Below are 18,609 nucleotides of genomic sequence, written 5' to 3'. Positions count from 1 at the left end.
CACGGGGCTTGGTGATTTTCATACCGCACTCTCTGGCTTCGGCGTCGGTGCCAACTCCAGCAAGCTAACCGGTACTCTGCGTCACAACAAAATTTCCGGTGGGTGACCCTCGTCGCTTTTCCGCGGTTTCCATGACAGATCTACCTGCCATGTGATCCGCAACACTTCAGCTACGGGCTTGCGGCCAGGAACACAAACGCCGCGAACAACGCCAGGTGAACGCCGCTGTGTAGCAAGGTCGCGCGGCCGGGAACGATCGTCAGCGTGCTCACCACGACGGTCAGCGCGAGGAGCACCATCTGCGTGGCGCCCAGACCCAGCACCAACGGTCCGCTCAACCAGATGGTCGCGATCGCGATCACCGGAATGGTCAGGCCGATACTGGCCATCGCCGAGCCGAGCGCCAGATTCAAACCGATCTGCACCTGATTGCGCCGCGCGGAGTTCACCGCGGCGATCGTCTCGGGCAACAGCACCAGCATCGCGATCACCACACCCACCGCCGACTGCGGCAAGCCGGCCGAGGCCACCGCCGATTCGAGCGCGGGCGAGACCACCTTGGCCAGGCCGACCACGCAGACCAGGGCGAGTACCAGCATCCCGAGGCTGATCAACGCGACCCTGTTGGACGGCGCGTGGGTGTGGGTGTCGCTGTCGTCGACCGCGCCGCCGTCCTCCACCGGGAGGAAGTCGTCGGGGTGGCGCACCGTCTGCACCATCACGAACAGCCCGTAGAGCGCCAGCGAGGCGACCGCGGCGAAGGCGAGCTGCGCGGGTGAGAACTCCGGGCCCGGCGCGCTGGTGGTGAAGGTCGGCAACACCAGACTCAGCGTGGCCAGGGTCGCGACGGTGGCCAGGGCGGCGCCGGTGCCCTCCGCGTTGAACACCGCCACCCGTCTGCGCAGCGCACCGACCAGCAGCACCAGGCCGAAGATGCCGTTGCAGGTGATCATCACCGCGGCGAACACGGTGTCGCGAGCGAGCGAGGCCGCCTTGTCGCCGCCGGAGATCATCATCGTGACGATCAACGCCACCTCGATCACGGTCACCGCCACCGCGAGGACCAGCGAGCCATAGGGTTCGCCGACCCGGTGGGCCACGATCTCCGCGTGATAGACCGCCGAGAGCACCGCGCCGACCAGTGCGACACTCACCAGCGCGACGATCAATCCCGGTACGGAACGCCCCCAGCTGAGTACGAGCACGAGCGCGGCGAGGATGGGCACGTACAGGGTCCATTTGGTCGTCAACGCGGCAATCATGACCCCCATCCTTCCAGCTACGACCGGGCACACCCGGAATCGTCACCGCACGGATCTCGGCGATGGATTCACTCGCGCCCCCTCGATGGGGAACAATTCAGCGCGTGCGGACCCAGTTCACCCTCGAGCTCGTCGCTTTGGCCAACGATCTCACCCTGATGTCGCGCGTCGCCCATGACGCGACCGAGCGGGTTACCCAGGCGCTGGCCGGCGCCGACCTCGCCGCCACCTACGAGGTGTTCGCGCTCGACGAGCAGCTACAACTGATGTTCGCCGCCTGCGAATCCCGCACCATGGCCCTGCTCGCGTTGCAGGCGCCGGTCGCGCGCGATCTGCGCCATGTGGTGACCGCGATTCAAGTCGCCGGTGAGCTGTCGCGGATCGGTCGGCGCACCGAAACCGCTGGGCAGTACGTATATCGGGCGCATCCGGGCGTGGTCGCACCCGCATCGGTGATCACCGAACTGGTCTCGATGGGCACGCTCGCGGCCGCCTGTGTCGCGCGGGTGAGCGCGTCGGTGGCCAGCGGTCGATTCGCCGCCGACGACGGCAGCGACATCGCCGCGATGGAAACGCTGTGCAAGCAGTTGCGCACCGCCCTCGGCGCGGCCGAGGTGAGCACCGAGGCCGCGATCGATATGGCGTTGCTGGGCAGTCAGTTCCAGCGATGCGTCGACCATGCCGCCCGCATCGCACGGCTGATCCGCTTCCTGGACACCGGGATTCCGCCGGAGTCGGGATCACTGCCCGATTGAGGCGATTGTGATATCGGTCACCTCGAGTTTGCACTCGGACGTCAACGGTCATTTCCGTCGATAGATGAACGCTATTGAGCCACAATCGGTTCCCGCTGTGCTGTGCGGAACCTCATAGCGGACAATCACTGACGACACCCGGTGCGGCCGTTAGGTTGTGCCGGTTCATTTTTCGACGGAGCGTCTGGGCGGTACGGGCATGAAGTGGTCTTCGATCAACGGCACGATCCTGGGACGAGCCCCGCTCGCCTTCGCCGCGGCGGTATGCCTGGCCATGGTGGCCGCCTGTTCGAACTCGCTGCTGGACGAGGTGAATCCCGGGCCTGGGGCCGCGGGCGCGGCGACGGTGTCGGGCAAGGAGGTCGGCGATCTGGTCGCCACCCTCGTCGTCGCGAAGGAAGGCCCGATGACGGGCTACACGCGCGAGAAGTTCCCGCACTGGGACACCAACAAGCCCGAGCACGGCTTCACCGGCGAGCTGGCCAAGTACACCAAATGCACCAGCCGCGAGGTGATGATGCTGCGTGACGCCAACGGCAAGGTCACCCTCGACGCCAAGACCTGCGACTTGACGGTGGCAGCCGGTGGCGGCTGGCAGGACCACTACGGCTTCATCGACAAGAAGACCGGCCAACTCGGGCCCTACAAGTTCATCACCGATCCGTCCAAGGTCGACGCCGAACACATTGTCGCCCTTGCCGAAGCGTGGCGATCCGGTGCCGCCGACCGCGACGAGGACACCCGCCGCCGCATCGCCAACGACTCGATGAACCTGGTCGCCGCCGACCCGTCGGCCAACCGTTCCAAGGGTGATCAGGATCCCGCGAACTATTTGCCGCCCGGTAACTTCCGGTGTGCCTATGTGGAGCACTACGTCAAAGTGAAGGTAAAATACGCACTGACCGTTGATACCGCAGAGCACACCGCATTGCGCACCGCAGTCGATGACTGCCTCCGCCGAGGAGAATTCAAATAAGCGAGCCCATCGAGATCACTGCCGAGAGCGCCGTCATGACCGAAGAGGAAGGGACGGTGTCCGGCGAGCTCGATGTCATGCTCGACGACGCGGGCAAGGGCCTCGTCCGCTACCGCGGCACCGATACCTGGTTCACGATCGGCAACATCGACTGCGAGCCCCCCCGTACCTGGGACTGCGTCGCCGACCTGGTGAAGGCGATCAAGAAGGACGCGGGCACCCGAGATGTCGCCGGAAACATCGTGGTCTTCGAAGCATGAGGATTCACCTGGCAATCTGGTAGTTATGCCGACTGCCTCTCGACAATCGCCGCCACCCGACATCGCCTGGTCGACGCTGTGCCGTCGGACACCGCGCGTGCTCGCCCTCATGGCGACCGCCGCGGTGCTGATCATCGCCCTCACCTGGGAGGTCACCAGCGGCATCAGCCGGATGGACACCGCGGTGCTCGACTGGATGATCGCGCACCGCGGCGAACCGCTCACCAGCATCGCCACGGTGATCACCGACCTCGGCAGCACACTGTCGATGACGATTCTGGCGTCGTTCACCGTCGGTGTCTTCGCGCTGCGGCGCAATCTGCCGGTCGCCGCCCTGGTCGCCGTCACGTCGCTGGGTGCCGGAGTGCTGGTGTGGGTGATCAAACGTCTCGTCGGCCGCCAGCGACCGCCCGAGGCGTCGCGGCTGGTCTTCGAACCCAGCCTGTCGTACCCGTCGGGGCACACGCTCGGGTCCACCGTGGTCGTCGGCATCGTGGCGATCGTCCTGGTTCCGCGGATCACCCAGCACTGGCTCCGTCTGACCGCCACCGTGCTCGCGGTCGCCTTTCCGGTCGCCGTCGGGTTGTCGCGCATCTATCTCGGTGTGCACTGGACCACCGATGTGCTGGCCGGTTGGATCATCGGCCTGCTGTGGCTGGTCCTGTGCGTCACCGTGTTCACCCGCGTGCTGAGCCCTCAGCCCACCGCGATCACCACCTTGCCGAACGAGGCACCCGATCGCAGGTAGTCGTAGGCGTCGGTGGCCTTGTCGACATCGAATTCGCGGTCGATCACCGGGCGAAGGCGGTGCTCGGTGATCACCCGGTTCATCGCCTCGAAACCGGCGCGGCTACCGACCGCGATGCGCCGGATGGCCAGGTAGGAGGAGCCGAACGGGTTGTCCGGCAGTGTTGTTCCCGGTGCGGGCGCCATCGCGCCGACCATCGTCACCGTCGAGTTGTACGCGCCCGCTCGCACCGATTGTTCGAGCGTGGGCAGGCCGACCGCGTCGACGATGTGCTCGGCGCCGGTCCCGGTCAGGTCCATCACCGCGTCACCCCAGTTGCTGGTCACGGTGCGGTCGATCACCGTGTCGGCGCCCAGCGCGCGCAAGCGGTCGGCCTTCGCCTGGCTCGAGGTGATCGAGATGACCTCGGCGCCGAGGATTTTCGCGAACTGGATCGCGTACAACGCCACCGCGCCGCTTCCGACGGTGAGCACGCGCTCACCCGGGGCAGGCGGGACGGGTGTGGTGAGCGCCGACCAGGCGACCAGGCCCGCGCACGTCAGGGTCGCGGCCTCTGCGTCGGTGAGATGGGCGGGCACATGCACGATCGAATCCTCTTCGACGAGTGCGTAGGTGGCGAGGAATCCGTCGTAGTTCGCGCCGTACTGTTCGGCGGCCGTGGCGAGGGTCTGCGGACCGTCGACCCAGTGGACGAAGTAGCTCGCGGTGATCCGGTCGCCGATTTCCGCGCGGGTCACTCCGGGGCCGAGCGCGATCACCTCGCCGACGCCATCGGAGAGCGGAATGACGCCGGCGGTGGCGGGCAACGGGTAGGTGCCGTCCATCAGCATCAGATCGCGGCGGTTCACCGAGGCGGCGCGGACCCGGATCAGGACCTGATGCGGGCCCGGTTCGGGCCGCTGCTGTTCGGTCCGCGTGAGACCACCGTCGAGGCGGTAGGCGAAAGCGTGGTCGGTGTTGAGTTCGTTGTGCGGCATGGGAACAACTGTGTCGGCGATGGCGGGATCGCGCGATTCCCTGGAGGGTATGGGCGTTGGTCTGTGGCGGGGGAATGGCGGCGGCCGTCGACGCGGTTTACTCCGGTCATGACGACCGCGCTGCCGACGACCGGTTTCGGCCCCCAACTGCGTCACTGGCGCACGCTGCGCCGGGTCAGCCAGCTCGATCTGGCGATCCGGGCCGAGACCAGTCAGCGCTACCTGAGCTTCCTCGAGCAGGGCAGATCCCAGCCGGGTCGCACGATGGTGGTGCGACTGGCCGAATCGCTCGAGCTGTCGCTGCGCGACCGCAACACCTTGCTGCTGTCCGCCGGATTCGCGCCGGTATTCCCCGAAAGCGACCTGGCCGCACCGGAACTGGCACCGGTGCGCGAGGCGATCAGCGCGGTCCTCGACGGGCACATGCCCTACCCGGCGCTCGTCGCCCGCCCGCGCGGCGAACTCGTCACCGCCAATGCCGCGTTCGACCTGTTCACCGAGGGTGTCGACCCGCGACTGCTGCGTTCGCCGATCAATGTCCTTCGGCTGGCCATGCACCCCGACGGCGTCGCCCCGCGCGTGCGCAACCTCCCCGACTGGGGCAGGCACATCATGGATTCGCTCCGGGGCCGCGCCGCGCACACCCCCGATCCGGCCCTCGACCAGCTCATCGCCGAGCTGGCGAGCTACCTGCCTGCCCCCTCCCCCGGCCCCGACCATGTCGGCTTCGCCGTTCCCCTCCACCTGCACACCCCCGACGGTGACCTCCGCCTGATCACCACCCTCACCTCCTTCGCGACGGCCACCGACGTCACCATCGCCGAACTCCACCTCGAGGCATTCCTGCCCGCCGACGCGGAAACCGCGCGCATCCTGCGACTGCGCGCGGACCGGCACCGAACGAAGCAGTGATCGCGCACTGCGTGACAGCCCTCGATCACCGCGGACCGAGGGTTGCCCGGATCACTGTGCGGCAGTAGCGGATTCCGCCCGCACCGGCGCATCCCAATCGATGCGGTACCGGCGTTCGACGCCCATCGTCTTCTCCGGGTTCATCACCGTCTTGACCATGAGCGGCATCACCGCGTTCATCACCTTGCGGGCGAGGGGTCCCGGCGTCTTGCTGTGGTTGATCTTCGCCGCGCGCGCCGCGATGCCTTCCACGCGGGCCCGCCGCAACTGCTCGTAGACCGCGAAAGCCTCGGTGGGCGAGGCGATATCGCGCAGGCATCGCGCCAGCTGCACGGCGCTCTCGATCGCCAGTGACGCACCCTGTCCCGAGCTGTTCGACGGTGCGTGCACCGAGTCGCCCACCAGTACCATGCGGTCGCGATACCAGTGCGGCACCGACGGCATGATGTGCAGTGCGCCGGTGATCTCCAGGTTCTGCGCCGTGGTGCGACGGGTGAATTCGGCGCCGGGAGAATCGGGCGCATACGTCTCGCGCAGTACTTCCAGCCAGTGTTGCGCGGGGACGGCACGGGCATCGGTGAGCGAAAGGTAGTGCTTGCTCGGCAGGTTCGCGCCCCATGCCACGCGGCCGTCGGCCTGCTTCCAGTACAGGTAGTACGCCTTGGCGCCGAAGGCGAACACCATGGTGTCGTCCGGCAGGTCGAGGTCGCATTCGACCAGGGCACCGAAGCCGAGCATTCCGGTGTAGTCGGGACCGGGCGCGGCCGGGTCGATCAAACTTCGCACAGTGGAACGGATTCCGTCCGCGCCGACGAGGATATCGGCGGTGGCGGTCGATCCGTCGGTGAAGTGCGCGGTGACACCGTCGGGGTGTTCGTCGACCCTCGTCAGCCGCTTGTCGTAGCTGAACGGCACGCCCGCGGCGACCGCGTGATCGTGCAGGGTGCGGTGCAATGCACCGCGGTCGACAGCCTGTAGCGGAGGCTGGTCGGCCAGCACCGGCATGATGTGTTCACGACCGCTGACGCGCAGTCGCATCTGCGCGACCGGCAGGGCGATCTCGCGCACCGCGTCGCCGGCGCCGATGATGTCGAGCGCCGCGACACCGTTGGGTGCCAGCGCGAGCCCGGAGCCGATGCCCTCGGAGGGGCCGGAATAGGCCTCGTAGACATGGGCGTCGATGCCTGCTTTGTGCAGGGCCGCGGCGGCGACGGGTCCGGCGATGCCGCCGCCGATGATCAATGCGGAACGGGTGGTGGACATGGGTGATCTCCAGATCTGCTGTCGGCGTCACCCAGCTATCCTGTGGTTGCCTCACCTCGTGGCCGGGTGCGCCTGGTTTCGGGACGGTTCTCGGGCTCGGTGGGGTGTTGCCGCACACCACCGGGTCCGGGGTCTACAAGGGTTGAGCTAGTCGTTCCCCCTCTCACCGAGCTCGGGGATCTGTTCGGCGGGCATGCCGTCGACATGCCATTGCCGCCAGAGTTCGAGGCCTTCGAAGGTGCCCGCGGCCAGTTCGTCACGCAGGGAACGCGCCCAGTTCGCCTCGGCTTCCAGCATCGCCAGGCCGAATTCGGATTCGACGAGGAACAGCCGGGGCAGCGTCAGCTCGGCCAGCTCGGCCTTGGTGGTCTCGATGGTTCGCTCCAGCGCCGCGACGCGGGTGCCGAGCAGGACGATCACCTCGTCCGGCGGCAGCACCGCCAGAATCGACAGGCCCGCGGTGAACCGGTGATGTTCGGGCACCGGCGCGGCGAGCAGTTCGCGGGTCCAGTCCGCCATCTCGGCGCGACCGGCGTCGGTGATCCGGTAGATCACCCGCTCGGGTCGCGCGCCGTCGCGTTCACTGCCGATGATCTCGAGGAATCCGGCCTTCTCCATGTTCTGCACGACGGTGTAGAGCGAACCCCACTTGATGTCCATGTCGCGGTCTTTGCCGTGGGCGCGCAGGGTGGCGGCGATCTCGTAGCGGTGCATCGGACGCTGCACGATCACCGAGAGCACGGCGAGCGCCAGCAGGTTGTTCACTTTGCGCTTGGTAGCCATGACTGCCTCCTTACTCGTCTACGAATATACGTCTACGAGTATTTGGTGGCAAGGTTCGTCCAGCGGAGTGGACAACCGAATTCAGACTCGCGATACCTCGCTGCTATCAGCGCCCTGGTCGAGCAGCTTGGCCGCGATCTTCGACAGCGCCTCGTCGAGCAGCGCGCGGTCGACCGGATCCTCGGAATTCCAGTCGTCGAGGCGGTCGCCGAGCCAGCGGCGCCAGCCCGCGCGCAGCGTGTCGACCTCGGCGTCACCGTCGACGGTCAGCGACAGGGTGCCCCCGTCGTCGTGCAACAGACCCGCCTCGACGGCCTGACGAAAGACCGGCGAGAGCACCTCCACCGGCAGCCGGTGCCGGTAGGCGATGGCATAGACCGTGGCGGGCACCCCCTCCTTGGAGTACAGGTACACCTGCCCCAGCGCCCACACCGAGTCCGGGCTCAGCGTGCTGCCCGAGGCCGCGATGAGCTGGGGAATGAGCGGTTTCTCCGCCCTGGCCTTGCGCACCGTCGTGGCGACCGAGCGTTCCAGCTGCACCACCCGGTCGTGCGAATCGGGTACCGAAAAACCCTCGCCGACATCGCCCGCGCCGTGGCGAGCGCTGTCACGCAGCCGCACCTGCGGCAGGAACCAGGCGATGACGAAACCGACCAGCGCCACCGGAACAACCCAGCGGAACACGTAGTCGATCGAATTCGCGTAGGCGTCGATGATCGGCGCGGACTGCTCCAGCGGTAGCTCACGCAGCAGTTTCGGATTCGCCGCCACCTCCGGCGAGACACCGGGGGCCTGCTGCAATGCCTCCGCCAGCGCGGGCTTGCTCTTGTTGTTGTACAGCGTGCCGAAGACCGCGGTGCCGAACGCGCTGCCCAGGGTGCGGAAGAAGGTCACCCCCGAGGTGGCCGTGCCCAGATCGGCGTAGGGCACGGTGTTCTGCACGACGATGGTGAGTACCTGCATCGACAGGCCGAGCCCGGCACCCAGAATCAGCATGTACAGCGATTCCAGCCAGACACTGGTGCCGCGGCCCATCGTCGACATCAGGGCCAGGCCGACCGCCATCACCGCCATGCCGACGACCGGGAAGTACCGGTACTGCCCGGTCTTTCCGACGACCTGCCCGGAGAAGACCGACGTGACGAACAGGCCGACCACCAGCGGCAGGGTTCGGACACCGGAGACCGTCGCCGTCGCCCCGTCGACATATTGCAGATACGCGGGCAGATAGGTCATCGAGCCGAGCATCGCGAAGCCGACGATGAAACTGAGCACCGACGACACTGTGAACACGCGGCCGCTGAACAACCGCATCGGCAGCATCGGCTCCTTCGCGCGGTTCTCCACCAGCACGAATCCGGTGATCAGCACGGCGGCGAGCACGAACAAACCGATGATCTGCCAAGAGCCCCACGGATATTCGCTACCGCCGAACTCGAGCCCGAGGATCAGCGACGACACACCGAGCGCGATCAGGCCGATGCCGAGGTAGTCGATCACCGGCCGGGTGACCGCGCGCAGGTGCGGCAGGGTGCGCGCCGCCATCACCACCATGATGATCGCGATCGGCACGTTCACGTAGAAGCACCAGCGCCAGCTCGCGTGGTCGGTGAACAACCCGCCCAGGGTGGGCCCGACCACGGTGGTCACGCCGAACACCGCGCCGAGCGCACCCTGATACTTCCCGCGTTCGCGCAGCGGAATGGTGTCGGCGATCAGGGCCATCGAGGTGACCATCAGCCCGCCCGCGCCGACGCCCTGGATTCCGCGCGCCACGATCAGCACACCCATGCCGCCCGCCACGCCGGCCAGCGCCGAGCCCGCGATGAAGATGATGCCGCTGATCTGGAACAGCAGTTTGCGGCCGAACAGGTCGCCGAGTTTGCCCGCGAGCACGGTCGCGACGGCCTCGGCGAGCAGGTACGCGGTCACCACCCAGGCCATGTGCCCGGCGCTGCCGAGGTCGGCGACGATCGAGGGCAGCGCCGCCGACACGATGGTCTGGTCGAGGGCGGCCATGAGCATGCCGAGCACGACGGTCGCGAAGATGATGTTGATCTTCGCCTTGCTCATCGGCTCGACGGGCTTGTCTACAGCAACACCATCCGACATTGCCTCAGTATGGGCTTTCAGGTCCGGTGCGGGAGCCCAGTGACACGGCAGCAATCGCCACCGATCGCTCAGCGGACGGCGTAGTTTCCCAGGCCGGGTTCGAGCGTGTCGAACGCGATCTCGGCATCGCGGGTCAGCGCGGCGGCGATCTCGGTATTGGATTCGCCGTCGAGGGTGCGGCGCATGATCTCGTTGAACAGCACCCGCTGCACGCCGGCGATCTGAGCCGCGGCAACGCGCGGGGTGATGTCCTCGGGCGCGGCGCCCGTCTCGGCGGCGAGTACGTCGGCCAGTGCCAGCTGGCGGGCGTCGTGCAGGTCGCGCCCGCGCGCAGTCAGCGCAGGACTGTCGGCGATCATCCTGGCGAACGGCTCGCCGCTGAAGCCGATGAGCTGATCTTGCGCCGCTACGGCTGCGAGGCAGGCGTGGCGCAGCGCGGCCAGTGCCGACTGGCCGGGCGCGCGTTCCCGAACGATCGACGCGAGTTGATCGATGTAGATCTCGCCGAGGTCGAGCGCCAGGTCTTCCTTGCGGGGGAAGTAGTTGGTGACCGTCATCTTCGAGACGTCGGCGGCCGCGGCCACCTCGGCGATGGTCACCTGGTCGAATCCGCGGGCCAGGAACAGCTCGGTCGCCCGGTCCGAGATCTGCTGTCTGGTCTGCTGCTTCTTCCTGGCACGGAGGCCCTGCTGCGTCGTCATGCCACCAGCATATCCGAACTCGTCCTAAATTTGTTCTTGACATATTTTTAGGTGCATTCTAAGTTTATGTCCGTCGCCGCAAGCGACACGATCGAAGGAGCCAGCGCATGCCGCACGGACCCGATATCGCCGCCGAGCCCCTCAGCACCCGTTCCACCACCGAAGGAGCAGCCGATATGGCCCGATTCACGACAATGCGAAGTTCACTCGACGACGTGGTCCGCGAGATCACGACCGCACCGCAACCCCTCCCCCTGCCCGGCCGAGCCCGGGCGGCACGCCGCGCAGAAGCGCCTTTCCCGGCGCAACGCCGACGTGGAACCGGCTCGGCCATTCGCGGCGCGCAGACCCGATCGACGGCAGTGCGCCGCCCGATCCGAATTCCCGGCAAGTAGTCCCTGCGATCCCTGAGTAACCCGACCGGTGGGGCTCTCTCACCCCACCGGTCACCAGCCCCACATCGCGCCGCACATCGAACGGGAGTTCTCTTGACCACCACCGTCACCGCCGATCCCATTCGCGACTACCTGACGGCCATCGGCCGTACTCCGCTGTTGACCGCCGAACAGGAATACGCCCTCGGTGCGCGGATCGCCGCGGGTGCGGCCGCACGTGCCGAGATCGACTCGGCCGGTGCCGAACTCACCGCCGCACGACGAGAACTGTTGCGCCGCACCGAGCTCGACGGACTGCGCGCGAAAGACCACATGGTGCGGGCGAATCTGCGCCTGGTCGTCTCCATCGCGCGCCGGTTCCCGACCAACACCGGAATGTCGCTGCTCGATCTGATCCAGGAGGGCACGCTGGGACTGATGCGCGCGGTGGAGAAGTTCGACCACGAGCGCGGCCTCAAGCTCTCCACCTACGCGACGTTCTGGATCCGGCAGTCGATCGGGCGCGCGCTCACCGATCAGGGGCGCACGATCCGGCTGCCCTCGAATGTGGCCGATGTACTGCATCGGGTGATCCGGGTGCGGCGCGAGCTGGCGCACCAGCTGGGGCGCGCGGCCACCGCCGAGGAACTGGCCGCGGGCGCCGACCTCACCGTCGCGCAGGTAGCGGCGGTGCTGCGGCACGAAGCCGAGCCGGTGTCGCTGCACGCGCCCGTCGGCGAGGACACCGATCTGGGCTCACTGTTACCCGACACCACGCCCGCGCCGGCGGATGTGGTCGCGGCCCGAATGCTCGGGGGCTATGTGGAGGCGGCCTTGGCGGGACTCACCGACCGCGAATCCGCCGTCATCCGGCTGCGTTTCGGCCTCGATCGCGGCGAGGGCCGCACGCTGGAGGAGGTGGGTTCGGCGCTCGGCTTCTCCCGCGAACGGGCGCGCCAGATCGAGGCGAAAGCCATGATCAAACTGCGTAAACCCGCCTGTACCCGTACGCTGACCGGATTGCTGGGCTGACCTTCCCTCCTATCTTACTCCAGAGTAAGATAGGAGCATGGCATGGAAACCAACTGATATCGCGGACCAGTCCGGGCGCACGTTCGTGATCACCGGGGCCAACGGCGGCCTCGGTGCCGAGACCACCAAGGTGCTCGCAGACAAGGGCGCCACGGTGATCATGGCCTGCCGCAACGCGAGCAAAGCACAGCCGATCGCCGACGCCATCCCCGGCGACGTGCGGGTGGCCGCGCTCGACCTGGCCGATCTGGCTTCGGTGCGCGAATTCGCCGCGCAGCAGGGCGAATTCGATGTGCTGATCAACAACGCGGGCCTGATGAACATCCCGTTCTCGCGCACCGCCGACGGGTTCGAGACCCAGTTCGGCGTCAACCACCTGGGCCACTTCGCGCTCACCGGACTGCTGCTCGACCGCGTTCGCGACCGGGTGGTATCGATCGCCAGCATCGCCCACAAACAGACCCCGAAGCTGTGGATCGACGATCTCAACTACGAGAACCGCCGCTACCAGCGCAATCTCGCCTACGCCCAGGCCAAGCTCGCCAACCTGATGTTCGGCCGTGAACTGCAGCGCAGGCTCACCGAGGCCGCGTCGGCGAAGAAGTCCTACGCCGTGCACCCCGGAGTCTCGGCGACAGACCTGTTCGCCCGCACCGAGACCCCCCTCGACAAGGTCAGCAAGCCGTTCATCAAGCTCATCGGCCACCCGCCGCACAAGGCCGCCCACTCCACCCTGTTCGCGGCCACCGAGCCCGACGCCGACCCCACCGTGTACTGGGGCCCCAACCGGCTGATGCAGTCGCAGGGACCGGTCGAGGCGTGCCCGTCGAGCAAGATCTCGCGCGATCCCGAGCTGCTGCGCAGGCTGTGGGAGGAATCCGAGCGGATGACCGGAATCAGCTACAAGTTCTGAGCATCCTCACTCCGCGACGGTGAGCACGATCTTGCCGCGGGTGCGCTGATTGTCGCTGATCTCGTGGGCCTTGCGCACGAGATCCAGCGGCAGGACGGTCTCCACGTGCGGTCGCAGCGCACCGGCTTCGACCAGGTCCGAAAGAGCGCGCAGGCCCGCGCCGTCGGCTTCGACGATCATGAACCCGGCACGCAGGCCGAGCGGGCGGGCCTGCTCCACCAGGGCCGCCTCCGCCGGGGAGGCCAGCGACACGATGATGCCGCCGGGACGCAGGGTTCGCAGCGAGCGCGGGCCGTACTCGCCGCCGATGGTGTCGACGACAATGTCGACACCATCGGCCGCGTCCACGAAATCTGTTGCGGTGTAGTCGATCACCTCATCGGCGCCGAGGTCGCGGACGAAGTCGTGATTGTCGGCGCGCGCCGTGGCGATGACATACGCGCCGCGCGCCTTGGCGATCTGCACCGCGACATGACCGACCCCGCCCGCGGCGGCGTGGATCAGCACCCGGTGGCCGGGTTGCACGTCGGCGGTGTCGACCAGCGCTTGCCAGGCGGTGAGCGCGACGAGCGGCAGCGCGGCGGCTTCGACGTGGGTGAGATTCGACGGCTTGCGCGCGAGGTGGCGGGCCGGCGCGGTGACGTACTCGGCGTAGGCGCCCGCGGCGCGCGGCTGACGCGGCATGCCGAAGACCTCGTCGCCCGGCGCGAACAGGGTGACGCCGACGCCGACGGCCTCGACCACGCCCGACACATCCCAGCCCAGTGGTGCGATCGCGCCGAGGAGTCCGCCGGTGGCGCGGTGCCAGGAATCGGTCGGGTTCACCCCGGCCGCATGCACGCGGATCAGTACTTCCGCCGGTCCGGGGCTCGGCTTGTCGACCTCGATCACACGCAGCACCTCGGGTCCGCCGAAGGTGTCCTGACCGATTGCCCGCATGGCATGTCTCCCTGTGTCTCCCAGGCCGTTTCGCTGCGAACCGGCCGTGTGAAGTCCACGATGCCGGGTGCGCGAACCGCCGACGAGTGGCAAGAAAGCCAATATCTGCAAGAATCTTGCCATGCATCGCGTGGTGGTTCTGGCACTGAACGGGGTCTATCCGTTCGAATTGGGGATTCCCGCCCGGATCTTCGGCACGGCGACCGATCCCGACGGCGCCGCGCTCTACGACGTGCGCACCTGCAGCCTCGACGGGGCGCCGGTGTCGACGAACGCCGACTTCACCATCGCGGTCGAATACGACAGCAGCGCGCTCGACGAGGCCGACACCGTGGTGATTCCGCCGTTCTCCGCGTGTGACGCACCACAGGAGGAGTGGATGCCCGCCGACCTGGCTGATGCGCTGGGTCGGCTCAGGCCGGACACCCGCATCGTGTCGATCTGCACCGCGGCGTTCGTACTCGCAGCCCTCGGCTTGCTCGACGACCGCCCCGCGACCACGCACTGGCGACAGGCCGACCGGTTCCGCGCCCTGTTCCCGCAGGTCAGAATGGATGCCGACGTGCTGTTCGTCGACGAAGGACGCATCCTCACCGCGGCGGGCAGCGCCGCAGGCATCGACGCCTGCCTGCACCTGCTGCGCCGCGATCACGGCAGCGCGGTCGCCAATCACGTCGCCCGCCTGTGCATCGTGCCGCCGTGGCGCGAAGGTGGCCAGGCCCAGTTCATCGACCGGCCGATCCCCGAAACCGGCACCGCGACGACCGCCGCCACCCGCGCCTGGGCCATGACCCACCTCGATCGGCCACTGCCGCTCACCGAACTCGCCGCGCACGCCCGCATGAGTGTGCGCACCTTCTGCCGCCGCTTCCGCGAGGAGACCGGCCTCCCACCGGGCCAGTGGCTCACCCAGCGACGTGTCGACCACGCCCGCCACCTCCTCGAAGCCACCGACCTGTCCATCGACCGCGTCGCCGCCGACGCGGGCCTCGGCACCGCCGCCTCGCTGCGCCAGCACCTGTCCACCACCATCGGCGTCTCCCCCACCACCTACCGCCAGACCTTCCAGGCGAGGGCCTCGCTCTGACCTCGGATCGAGCTGCCGCGACCTGCTCCTACGTGCTCTGTAGTAGGCGGGTACCGTGGAGCGCGTGTCCGTTCCACCTCCTCGCCCGGCGCACAATCGACCGGCCCTGATCGCGCTGGTCTGTGTCGTCGCGCTGGGCTGCCTGGCGCTGGCCTGGTGGCAGTGGGAGCGGTTCGAATCGTCGTCGGGAACCGGCCAGAATCTCGGCTACGCACTGCAATGGCCGCTGTTCGCCGGGTTCGCGGTGTTCGCCTATGTGCGGTTCGTGCGGCTGGAACGCGAGGCCGAAGAGCCCGCGCCGCCGCGTCCGGGCAAGGCCGAGGCGCCGCGCGAGATCCCCGCGGGCATCCTGCCCGACCGCCCCGAGGCCGCGAAGTCCGACGACCCGGAGACGGCCGCCTACAACCAGTACCTGGCGCAACTGCACGCCAGCGACATCGATGCGCAGGTCCGCACCGCCGGCTTGCACTCCCCCGAGAGGAACGCCGGGTGACCGACAACAACACCACCACCGCACCGTCGCTCGACGATGCCACCGCCGCCCCCGCGGGAAGCGCCCCCACCGCCAAGATCGCCTCCGCCCTGCAGCGCTACCGCGTGCTCGCCTGGGTCACCGGCCTGTGGCTGCTGCTGCTCACCGTCGAGATGATCGCCAAATACGGCTTCGGCGTCGACACCCCCAGCTGGATCGCGGTCGTGCACGGCTGGGTGTACTTCGCCTACCTGCTGGTCACCGCCGACCTCGCCGTGAAGGTCCGCTGGCCCATCGGCCGCACCGTCGGCACCCTGATCGCGGGCACCATCCCGCTGCTGTCGTTCTTCGTCGAGCACCGCAACGCCAAAGACGTGAAGCAGCAGTACAGCCTCTGACTCCTACGAAAAGCGCCGCCGCCCCGGTAATCCGGAGCGGCGGCGCTTTTGTCGTGGAGTCGGTCAGGCCAGGGCGGCCAGGGCCGGGATGAGCTGGGTGAGCGCGCGGCCTCGGTGGGAGACCGCGTCCTTTTCGGCGGGGGTGAGTTCGGCGGCGCTGCCGGTACCGCCCTCGGGGAGGAACAGCGGGTCGTAGCCGAAACCGCCGTCGCCGTGGGGTTCACGGGCGATGGTGCCGGGCCATTCGCCGCGCACCACCGTGGTCGTGCCGTCGGGCAGCACCAGCGCGCAGGTGGAGACGAAGCGGCCGCCGCGACGGTCGTCGGGGACGTCGCCCAACTGAGCGAGCAGCAGGGAGTTGTTCGCGGCATCGTCGCCGTGGCCGCCTGCCCACCGAGCGGACAGCACACCCGGCATCCCGTTCAGCGCATCGACTTCGATGCCGGAATCGTCTGCCACACACGGCAATCCGGTGGCGACGGCGCCGTCTCGCGCCTTCGCGATCGCGTTCTCCTCGAAGGTGGCGCCGGTCTCGGGCGCCTCCTCGTACGGGGGCACCTCGTTCAGGCTCACCAATTCGACTCCGGCGACGCCTGCTTCATCGAGGATCCGGCGAAGCTCTTTCAGCTTCTTGGCATTTCGGCTGGCGACCAGCACACGCACAGCCACGACTACTTCTTCGTGGACGGCTCGGGCAGGGTGCCCGGGTACGGCAGTGCCAGCGCCGCCTTCTGGATCGCGAACAGCTGCTCGGCGCCGGCGAAGGCCGAGTCCAGCATCTTGTCCAGGGTCGACCGCGGGAACGTCGCGCCCTCGCCGGTGCCCTGGATCTCGACCAGAGTTCCGGTGTCGGTGGCCACCACGTTCATGTCGACCTCGGCACGCGAGTCTTCCTCGTAGGGCAGGTCGAGGCGCACGCGCCCATCGACCACGCCCACGCTCACCGCGGCGATCATGCACGAAATCGGCTGCGGGTCAGCCAGTTTGCCCGCGGCGGCCAGATAGGTCACCGCGTCCGAGAGCGCCACATAGGCGCCGGTGATCGCGGCGGTGCGCGTACCACCGTCGGCCTGCAGCACATCGCAGTCGAGCGCGATCGTGTTCTCGCCGAGCGCGGCCAGGTCGATGCAGGCCCGCAGCGAGCGCCCGATCAGCCTGCTGATCTCCTGCGTCCGCCCACCGACCTTGCCCTTGACCGACTCCCGCCCACTGCGCGTGTGCGTGGCCGCGGGCAGCATCGCGTACTCCGCGGTGAGCCAGCCCAGCCCCGAATCCCGGCGCCACGGCGGCACCCCCTCGGTGACGCTCGCGGTGCACATCACCCGCGTCTGCCCGAATTCCACCAGCACCGACCCCGCCGGGTGCGTGGTGAATCCCCGAGTGATCTTCACGTCGCGGAGTTCGTCATCCGCCCTACCATCAGCTCGTCTAGACACAGCCGACACACTAGCGCGTGCCCCCCACTCCACGCCCAGCCACACCGAGCCCCACGAAGTCCACACCCCTACCGCACGCTGCGGACTCCACACACCCGGAGTCCGCAGCCCTACCGCACTAGCCGGCCCCACCGTTCAACCCCAGGTCCGCCATGACCGCACCACCAGCCACCGCACTCCCGCCCTTAGGGAGGGACGGCCACGAAGTGGCCGGTCCGCGGCCGGGTCGCCGGTCAGCGCTCGAAGCGCATGCGCCGCAGGCGCGAGTCTCGAGCGCTGACCGGCGGCCCCTCAGGGCCGCGGACACGCGCGCGCCAGCGCGCCAAAAACACAGCCTCAAACCGCCCCGGGACTACCGAACACCCGATCCCGACCTTAAAGGTCGAACGACTCCCCCGGCGACACCGCATGTACCGGCCCCGAGAAAGCCGCCTTGGCCTCCGCGATCACATCTTCACGCGATGTCCACGGCGGAATGTGGGTGAGCAACAATTCCTTGGCCCCCGCGCGGGTCGCGATCTCGCCCGCCTCGGTCCCCGAAAGGTGAATTCCCGGAGGACGATTCGCCGGATCATGAGTCCACGACGCCTCGGCCAGCAGCACATCCGCACCCTGTGCCAGGTCGACCACCGCATCGCACATCGCCGTATCGCCGGTGTAGACGAAGACCCGACCGTCGGCCGCGGTGATCCGCAGCCCATAGGACTCCGGCGGGTGGAACATCCGCCGAGCTTCCACCGTATGACCTGGCCCGAACGGAATCGGAGTGTTCTCGACCCACGCCTGCGAGTCGATCACATCGGACCAGTCGTCGGTCTCGCCGCCGATCTCCGCGGAGGCATTGCCGATCCGCAGCGCGGCATCGGACGGCCCGCGCACCAGCGCCTTCCCGGTCGGCGGATTCGGGTGGTACCGACGCCACACCAGCAGTGCGGGCAGATCCAAGCAGTGATCCGCGTGCAGGTGGGTGAGGAAGATGTCGACGTCGGCCGGGTTCATATGCTTCTGCAACGCGCCGAAAATACCGGGACCGAAGTCGATGACAGTCGGCCGCATATCAGGGCCCGTCAGCAGGTAGCCCGACGCTGGGGAGTCCGGGCCGGACACACTGCCCGAGCACCCGAGGACGGTAAGGCGCATACCCCCATGCTGCCACGACGTGCTGGTGCTCAATGCAGGATCCCCCCAAATTCCAGACCGGATCCCCGG

General features: G+C 67.9%; 21 protein-coding genes. 11 read left to right on the top strand and 10 right to left on the bottom strand.

Annotation, left to right across the window (positions count from 1 at the left end):
- Positions 1-170: 170 nt before the first annotated feature.
- Positions 171-1,262: a calcium:proton antiporter gene (locus ACFVJ5_RS35120; protein ID WP_379226954.1), complete on the bottom strand. Its 1,092-nt coding sequence runs from the start codon at positions 1,260-1,262 to the stop codon at positions 171-173.
- A 104-nt stretch (positions 1,263-1,366) separates the two neighbouring features.
- Between ACFVJ5_RS35120 and ACFVJ5_RS35115 the strand changes: the two genes are divergently transcribed.
- The 4 genes from ACFVJ5_RS35115 (at position 1,367) to ACFVJ5_RS35100 (ending at position 4,001) form a co-directional block, all read left to right on the top strand.
- Complete coding sequence (locus ACFVJ5_RS35115; RefSeq protein ID WP_379226952.1) at positions 1,367-2,017, top strand: phosphate uptake regulator PhoU; 651 nt, start codon at positions 1,367-1,369, stop codon at positions 2,015-2,017.
- Positions 2,018-2,216: 199 nt separating this feature from the next.
- The gene (locus tag ACFVJ5_RS35110; RefSeq protein ID WP_379226950.1) at positions 2,217-2,993 is read left to right on the top strand and encodes an HNH endonuclease family protein; all 777 of its coding nucleotides are present in this window, start codon (positions 2,217-2,219) and stop codon (positions 2,991-2,993) included.
- 35 nt (positions 2,994-3,028) lie between these two features.
- Positions 3,029-3,253 (top strand): hypothetical protein, encoded by a 225-nt coding sequence (locus ACFVJ5_RS35105; RefSeq protein ID WP_082844342.1) that lies wholly within the window; start codon positions 3,029-3,031, stop codon positions 3,251-3,253.
- Positions 3,254-3,278: 25 nt separating this feature from the next.
- The gene (locus ACFVJ5_RS35100; protein WP_379226948.1) at positions 3,279-4,001 is read left to right on the top strand and encodes a phosphatase PAP2 family protein; all 723 of its coding nucleotides are present in this window, start codon (positions 3,279-3,281) and stop codon (positions 3,999-4,001) included.
- Here ACFVJ5_RS35100 and ACFVJ5_RS35095 read toward each other — a convergent pair.
- Positions 3,950-4,978: an NAD(P)-dependent alcohol dehydrogenase gene (locus ACFVJ5_RS35095; protein ID WP_379226946.1), complete on the bottom strand. Its 1,029-nt coding sequence runs from the start codon at positions 4,976-4,978 to the stop codon at positions 3,950-3,952. The two genes, ACFVJ5_RS35100 and ACFVJ5_RS35095, sit on opposite strands and share 52 nt — an antisense overlap.
- Before the next feature lie 108 nt (positions 4,979-5,086).
- Here ACFVJ5_RS35095 and ACFVJ5_RS35090 point away from each other — a divergent pair, with 108 nt between their 5' ends.
- Positions 5,087-5,890 carry a helix-turn-helix domain-containing protein gene (locus ACFVJ5_RS35090; RefSeq protein WP_379226945.1) on the top strand — a complete coding sequence of 268 codons (804 nt, stop codon included), beginning with the start codon at positions 5,087-5,089 and terminating at the stop codon, positions 5,888-5,890.
- 51 nt (positions 5,891-5,941) lie between these two features.
- Here the strand turns inward: ACFVJ5_RS35090 and ACFVJ5_RS35085 are convergent, their stop codons facing one another.
- The 4 genes from ACFVJ5_RS35085 to ACFVJ5_RS35070 all read right to left on the bottom strand — a co-directional run bounded on the left by ACFVJ5_RS35085 (position 5,942) and on the right by ACFVJ5_RS35070 (position 10,749).
- Positions 5,942-7,153: an FAD-dependent oxidoreductase gene (locus ACFVJ5_RS35085; RefSeq protein WP_379226944.1), complete on the bottom strand. Its 1,212-nt coding sequence runs from the start codon at positions 7,151-7,153 to the stop codon at positions 5,942-5,944.
- 147 nt (positions 7,154-7,300) lie between these two features.
- Positions 7,301-7,936: a PadR family transcriptional regulator gene (locus ACFVJ5_RS35080; protein WP_379226942.1), complete on the bottom strand. Its 636-nt coding sequence runs from the start codon at positions 7,934-7,936 to the stop codon at positions 7,301-7,303.
- An 81-nt stretch (positions 7,937-8,017) separates the two neighbouring features.
- The gene (locus ACFVJ5_RS35075; RefSeq protein ID WP_379226940.1) at positions 8,018-10,048 is read right to left on the bottom strand and encodes an MDR family MFS transporter; all 2,031 of its coding nucleotides are present in this window, start codon (positions 10,046-10,048) and stop codon (positions 8,018-8,020) included.
- Between the two features lie 68 nt (positions 10,049-10,116).
- Complete coding sequence (locus ACFVJ5_RS35070; protein ID WP_379226938.1) at positions 10,117-10,749, bottom strand: TetR/AcrR family transcriptional regulator; 633 nt, start codon at positions 10,747-10,749, stop codon at positions 10,117-10,119.
- 107 nt (positions 10,750-10,856) lie between these two features.
- On the opposite strand from ACFVJ5_RS35070, the gene ACFVJ5_RS35065 reads away from it, so the two are divergent.
- The 3 genes from ACFVJ5_RS35065 to ACFVJ5_RS35055 all read left to right on the top strand — a co-directional run bounded on the left by ACFVJ5_RS35065 (position 10,857) and on the right by ACFVJ5_RS35055 (position 13,068).
- Positions 10,857-11,144, top strand: coding sequence for a hypothetical protein (locus ACFVJ5_RS35065; RefSeq protein WP_379226936.1), 288 nt, complete (start codon positions 10,857-10,859; stop codon positions 11,142-11,144).
- Between the two features lie 93 nt (positions 11,145-11,237).
- Positions 11,238-12,155: an RNA polymerase sigma factor RpoD/SigA gene (locus tag ACFVJ5_RS35060; RefSeq protein WP_379226934.1), complete on the top strand. Its 918-nt coding sequence runs from the start codon at positions 11,238-11,240 to the stop codon at positions 12,153-12,155.
- Positions 12,156-12,192: 37 nt separating this feature from the next.
- Positions 12,193-13,068, top strand: coding sequence for an oxidoreductase (locus ACFVJ5_RS35055; protein ID WP_379226932.1), 876 nt, complete (start codon positions 12,193-12,195; stop codon positions 13,066-13,068).
- A 6-nt stretch (positions 13,069-13,074) separates the two neighbouring features.
- Here the strand turns inward: ACFVJ5_RS35055 and ACFVJ5_RS35050 are convergent, their stop codons facing one another.
- Positions 13,075-14,007, bottom strand: a complete 933-nt coding sequence (locus ACFVJ5_RS35050) for an NADP-dependent oxidoreductase (protein ID WP_379226930.1) — start codon at positions 14,005-14,007, stop codon at positions 13,075-13,077.
- A 121-nt stretch (positions 14,008-14,128) separates the two neighbouring features.
- Between ACFVJ5_RS35050 and ACFVJ5_RS35045 the strand changes: the two genes are divergently transcribed.
- The 3 genes from ACFVJ5_RS35045 to ACFVJ5_RS35035 all read left to right on the top strand — a co-directional run bounded on the left by ACFVJ5_RS35045 (position 14,129) and on the right by ACFVJ5_RS35035 (position 15,964).
- Positions 14,129-15,094 carry a GlxA family transcriptional regulator gene (locus ACFVJ5_RS35045; RefSeq protein WP_379226928.1) on the top strand — a complete coding sequence of 322 codons (966 nt, stop codon included), beginning with the start codon at positions 14,129-14,131 and terminating at the stop codon, positions 15,092-15,094.
- Positions 15,095-15,158: 64 nt separating this feature from the next.
- On the top strand, positions 15,159-15,587 hold the full coding sequence (locus tag ACFVJ5_RS35040; RefSeq protein ID WP_379226927.1) for a transcriptional regulator: 429 nt from the start codon (positions 15,159-15,161) through the stop codon (positions 15,585-15,587).
- Entirely contained in the window at positions 15,584-15,964 is a 381-nt protein-coding gene (locus ACFVJ5_RS35035; RefSeq protein WP_379226925.1) for a DUF3817 domain-containing protein, read from the top strand. Before ACFVJ5_RS35040 ends, ACFVJ5_RS35035 begins: the two co-directional genes overlap by 4 nt.
- 63 nt (positions 15,965-16,027) lie before the next feature.
- Here the strand turns inward: ACFVJ5_RS35035 and rdgB are convergent, their stop codons facing one another.
- The 3 genes from rdgB to ACFVJ5_RS35020 form a co-directional block, all read right to left on the bottom strand.
- A complete protein-coding gene (gene rdgB, locus ACFVJ5_RS35030; protein WP_379226923.1) occupies positions 16,028-16,633 on the bottom strand; it encodes an RdgB/HAM1 family non-canonical purine NTP pyrophosphatase in 606 nt (201 codons plus the stop codon).
- Between the two features lie 2 nt (positions 16,634-16,635).
- Positions 16,636-17,400, bottom strand: coding sequence for a ribonuclease PH (rph, locus tag ACFVJ5_RS35025; protein WP_379226921.1), 765 nt, complete (start codon positions 17,398-17,400; stop codon positions 16,636-16,638).
- 375 nt (positions 17,401-17,775) lie between these two features.
- Positions 17,776-18,540 carry a cyclic nucleotide-degrading phosphodiesterase gene (locus ACFVJ5_RS35020; RefSeq protein ID WP_379226919.1) on the bottom strand — a complete coding sequence of 255 codons (765 nt, stop codon included), beginning with the start codon at positions 18,538-18,540 and terminating at the stop codon, positions 17,776-17,778.
- Positions 18,541-18,609 lie beyond the last annotated feature (69 nt).

Source organism: Nocardia sp. NPDC127606 (assembly GCF_042671725.1).
Lineage (GTDB): Bacteria > Actinomycetota > Actinomycetes > Mycobacteriales > Mycobacteriaceae > Nocardia.
This window is presented reverse-complemented; position numbering and strand designations above follow the sequence as displayed.

Bases quoted from the DNA above. Each gene is read 5' to 3' on its own strand.
- ACFVJ5_RS35120 (WP_379226954.1), bottom strand. From the start codon at position 1,262: ATGATTGCCGCGTTGACGACCAAATGGACCCTGTACGTGCCCATCCTC.
- ACFVJ5_RS35110 (WP_379226950.1), top strand. From the start codon at position 2,217: ATGAAGTGGTCTTCGATCAACGGCACGATCCTGGGACGAGCCCCGCTC.
- ACFVJ5_RS35105 (WP_082844342.1), top strand. From the start codon at position 3,029: ATGACCGAAGAGGAAGGGACGGTGTCCGGCGAGCTCGATGTCATGCTC.
- ACFVJ5_RS35100 (WP_379226948.1), top strand. From the start codon at position 3,279: ATGCCGACTGCCTCTCGACAATCGCCGCCACCCGACATCGCCTGGTCG.
- ACFVJ5_RS35095 (WP_379226946.1), bottom strand. From the start codon at position 4,978: ATGCCGCACAACGAACTCAACACCGACCACGCTTTCGCCTACCGCCTC.
- ACFVJ5_RS35090 (WP_379226945.1), top strand. From the start codon at position 5,087: ATGACGACCGCGCTGCCGACGACCGGTTTCGGCCCCCAACTGCGTCAC.
- ACFVJ5_RS35085 (WP_379226944.1), bottom strand. From the start codon at position 7,153: ATGTCCACCACCCGTTCCGCATTGATCATCGGCGGCGGCATCGCCGGA.
- ACFVJ5_RS35080 (WP_379226942.1), bottom strand. From the start codon at position 7,936: ATGGCTACCAAGCGCAAAGTGAACAACCTGCTGGCGCTCGCCGTGCTC.
- ACFVJ5_RS35075 (WP_379226940.1), bottom strand. From the start codon at position 10,048: ATGTCGGATGGTGTTGCTGTAGACAAGCCCGTCGAGCCGATGAGCAAG.
- ACFVJ5_RS35070 (WP_379226938.1), bottom strand. From the start codon at position 10,749: ATGACGACGCAGCAGGGCCTCCGTGCCAGGAAGAAGCAGCAGACCAGA.
- ACFVJ5_RS35065 (WP_379226936.1), top strand. From the start codon at position 10,857: ATGCCGCACGGACCCGATATCGCCGCCGAGCCCCTCAGCACCCGTTCC.
- ACFVJ5_RS35055 (WP_379226932.1), top strand. From the start codon at position 12,193: ATGGCATGGAAACCAACTGATATCGCGGACCAGTCCGGGCGCACGTTC.
- ACFVJ5_RS35050 (WP_379226930.1), bottom strand. From the start codon at position 14,007: ATGCGGGCAATCGGTCAGGACACCTTCGGCGGACCCGAGGTGCTGCGT.
- ACFVJ5_RS35045 (WP_379226928.1), top strand. From the start codon at position 14,129: ATGCATCGCGTGGTGGTTCTGGCACTGAACGGGGTCTATCCGTTCGAA.
- ACFVJ5_RS35020 (WP_379226919.1), bottom strand. From the start codon at position 18,540: ATGCGCCTTACCGTCCTCGGGTGCTCGGGCAGTGTGTCCGGCCCGGAC.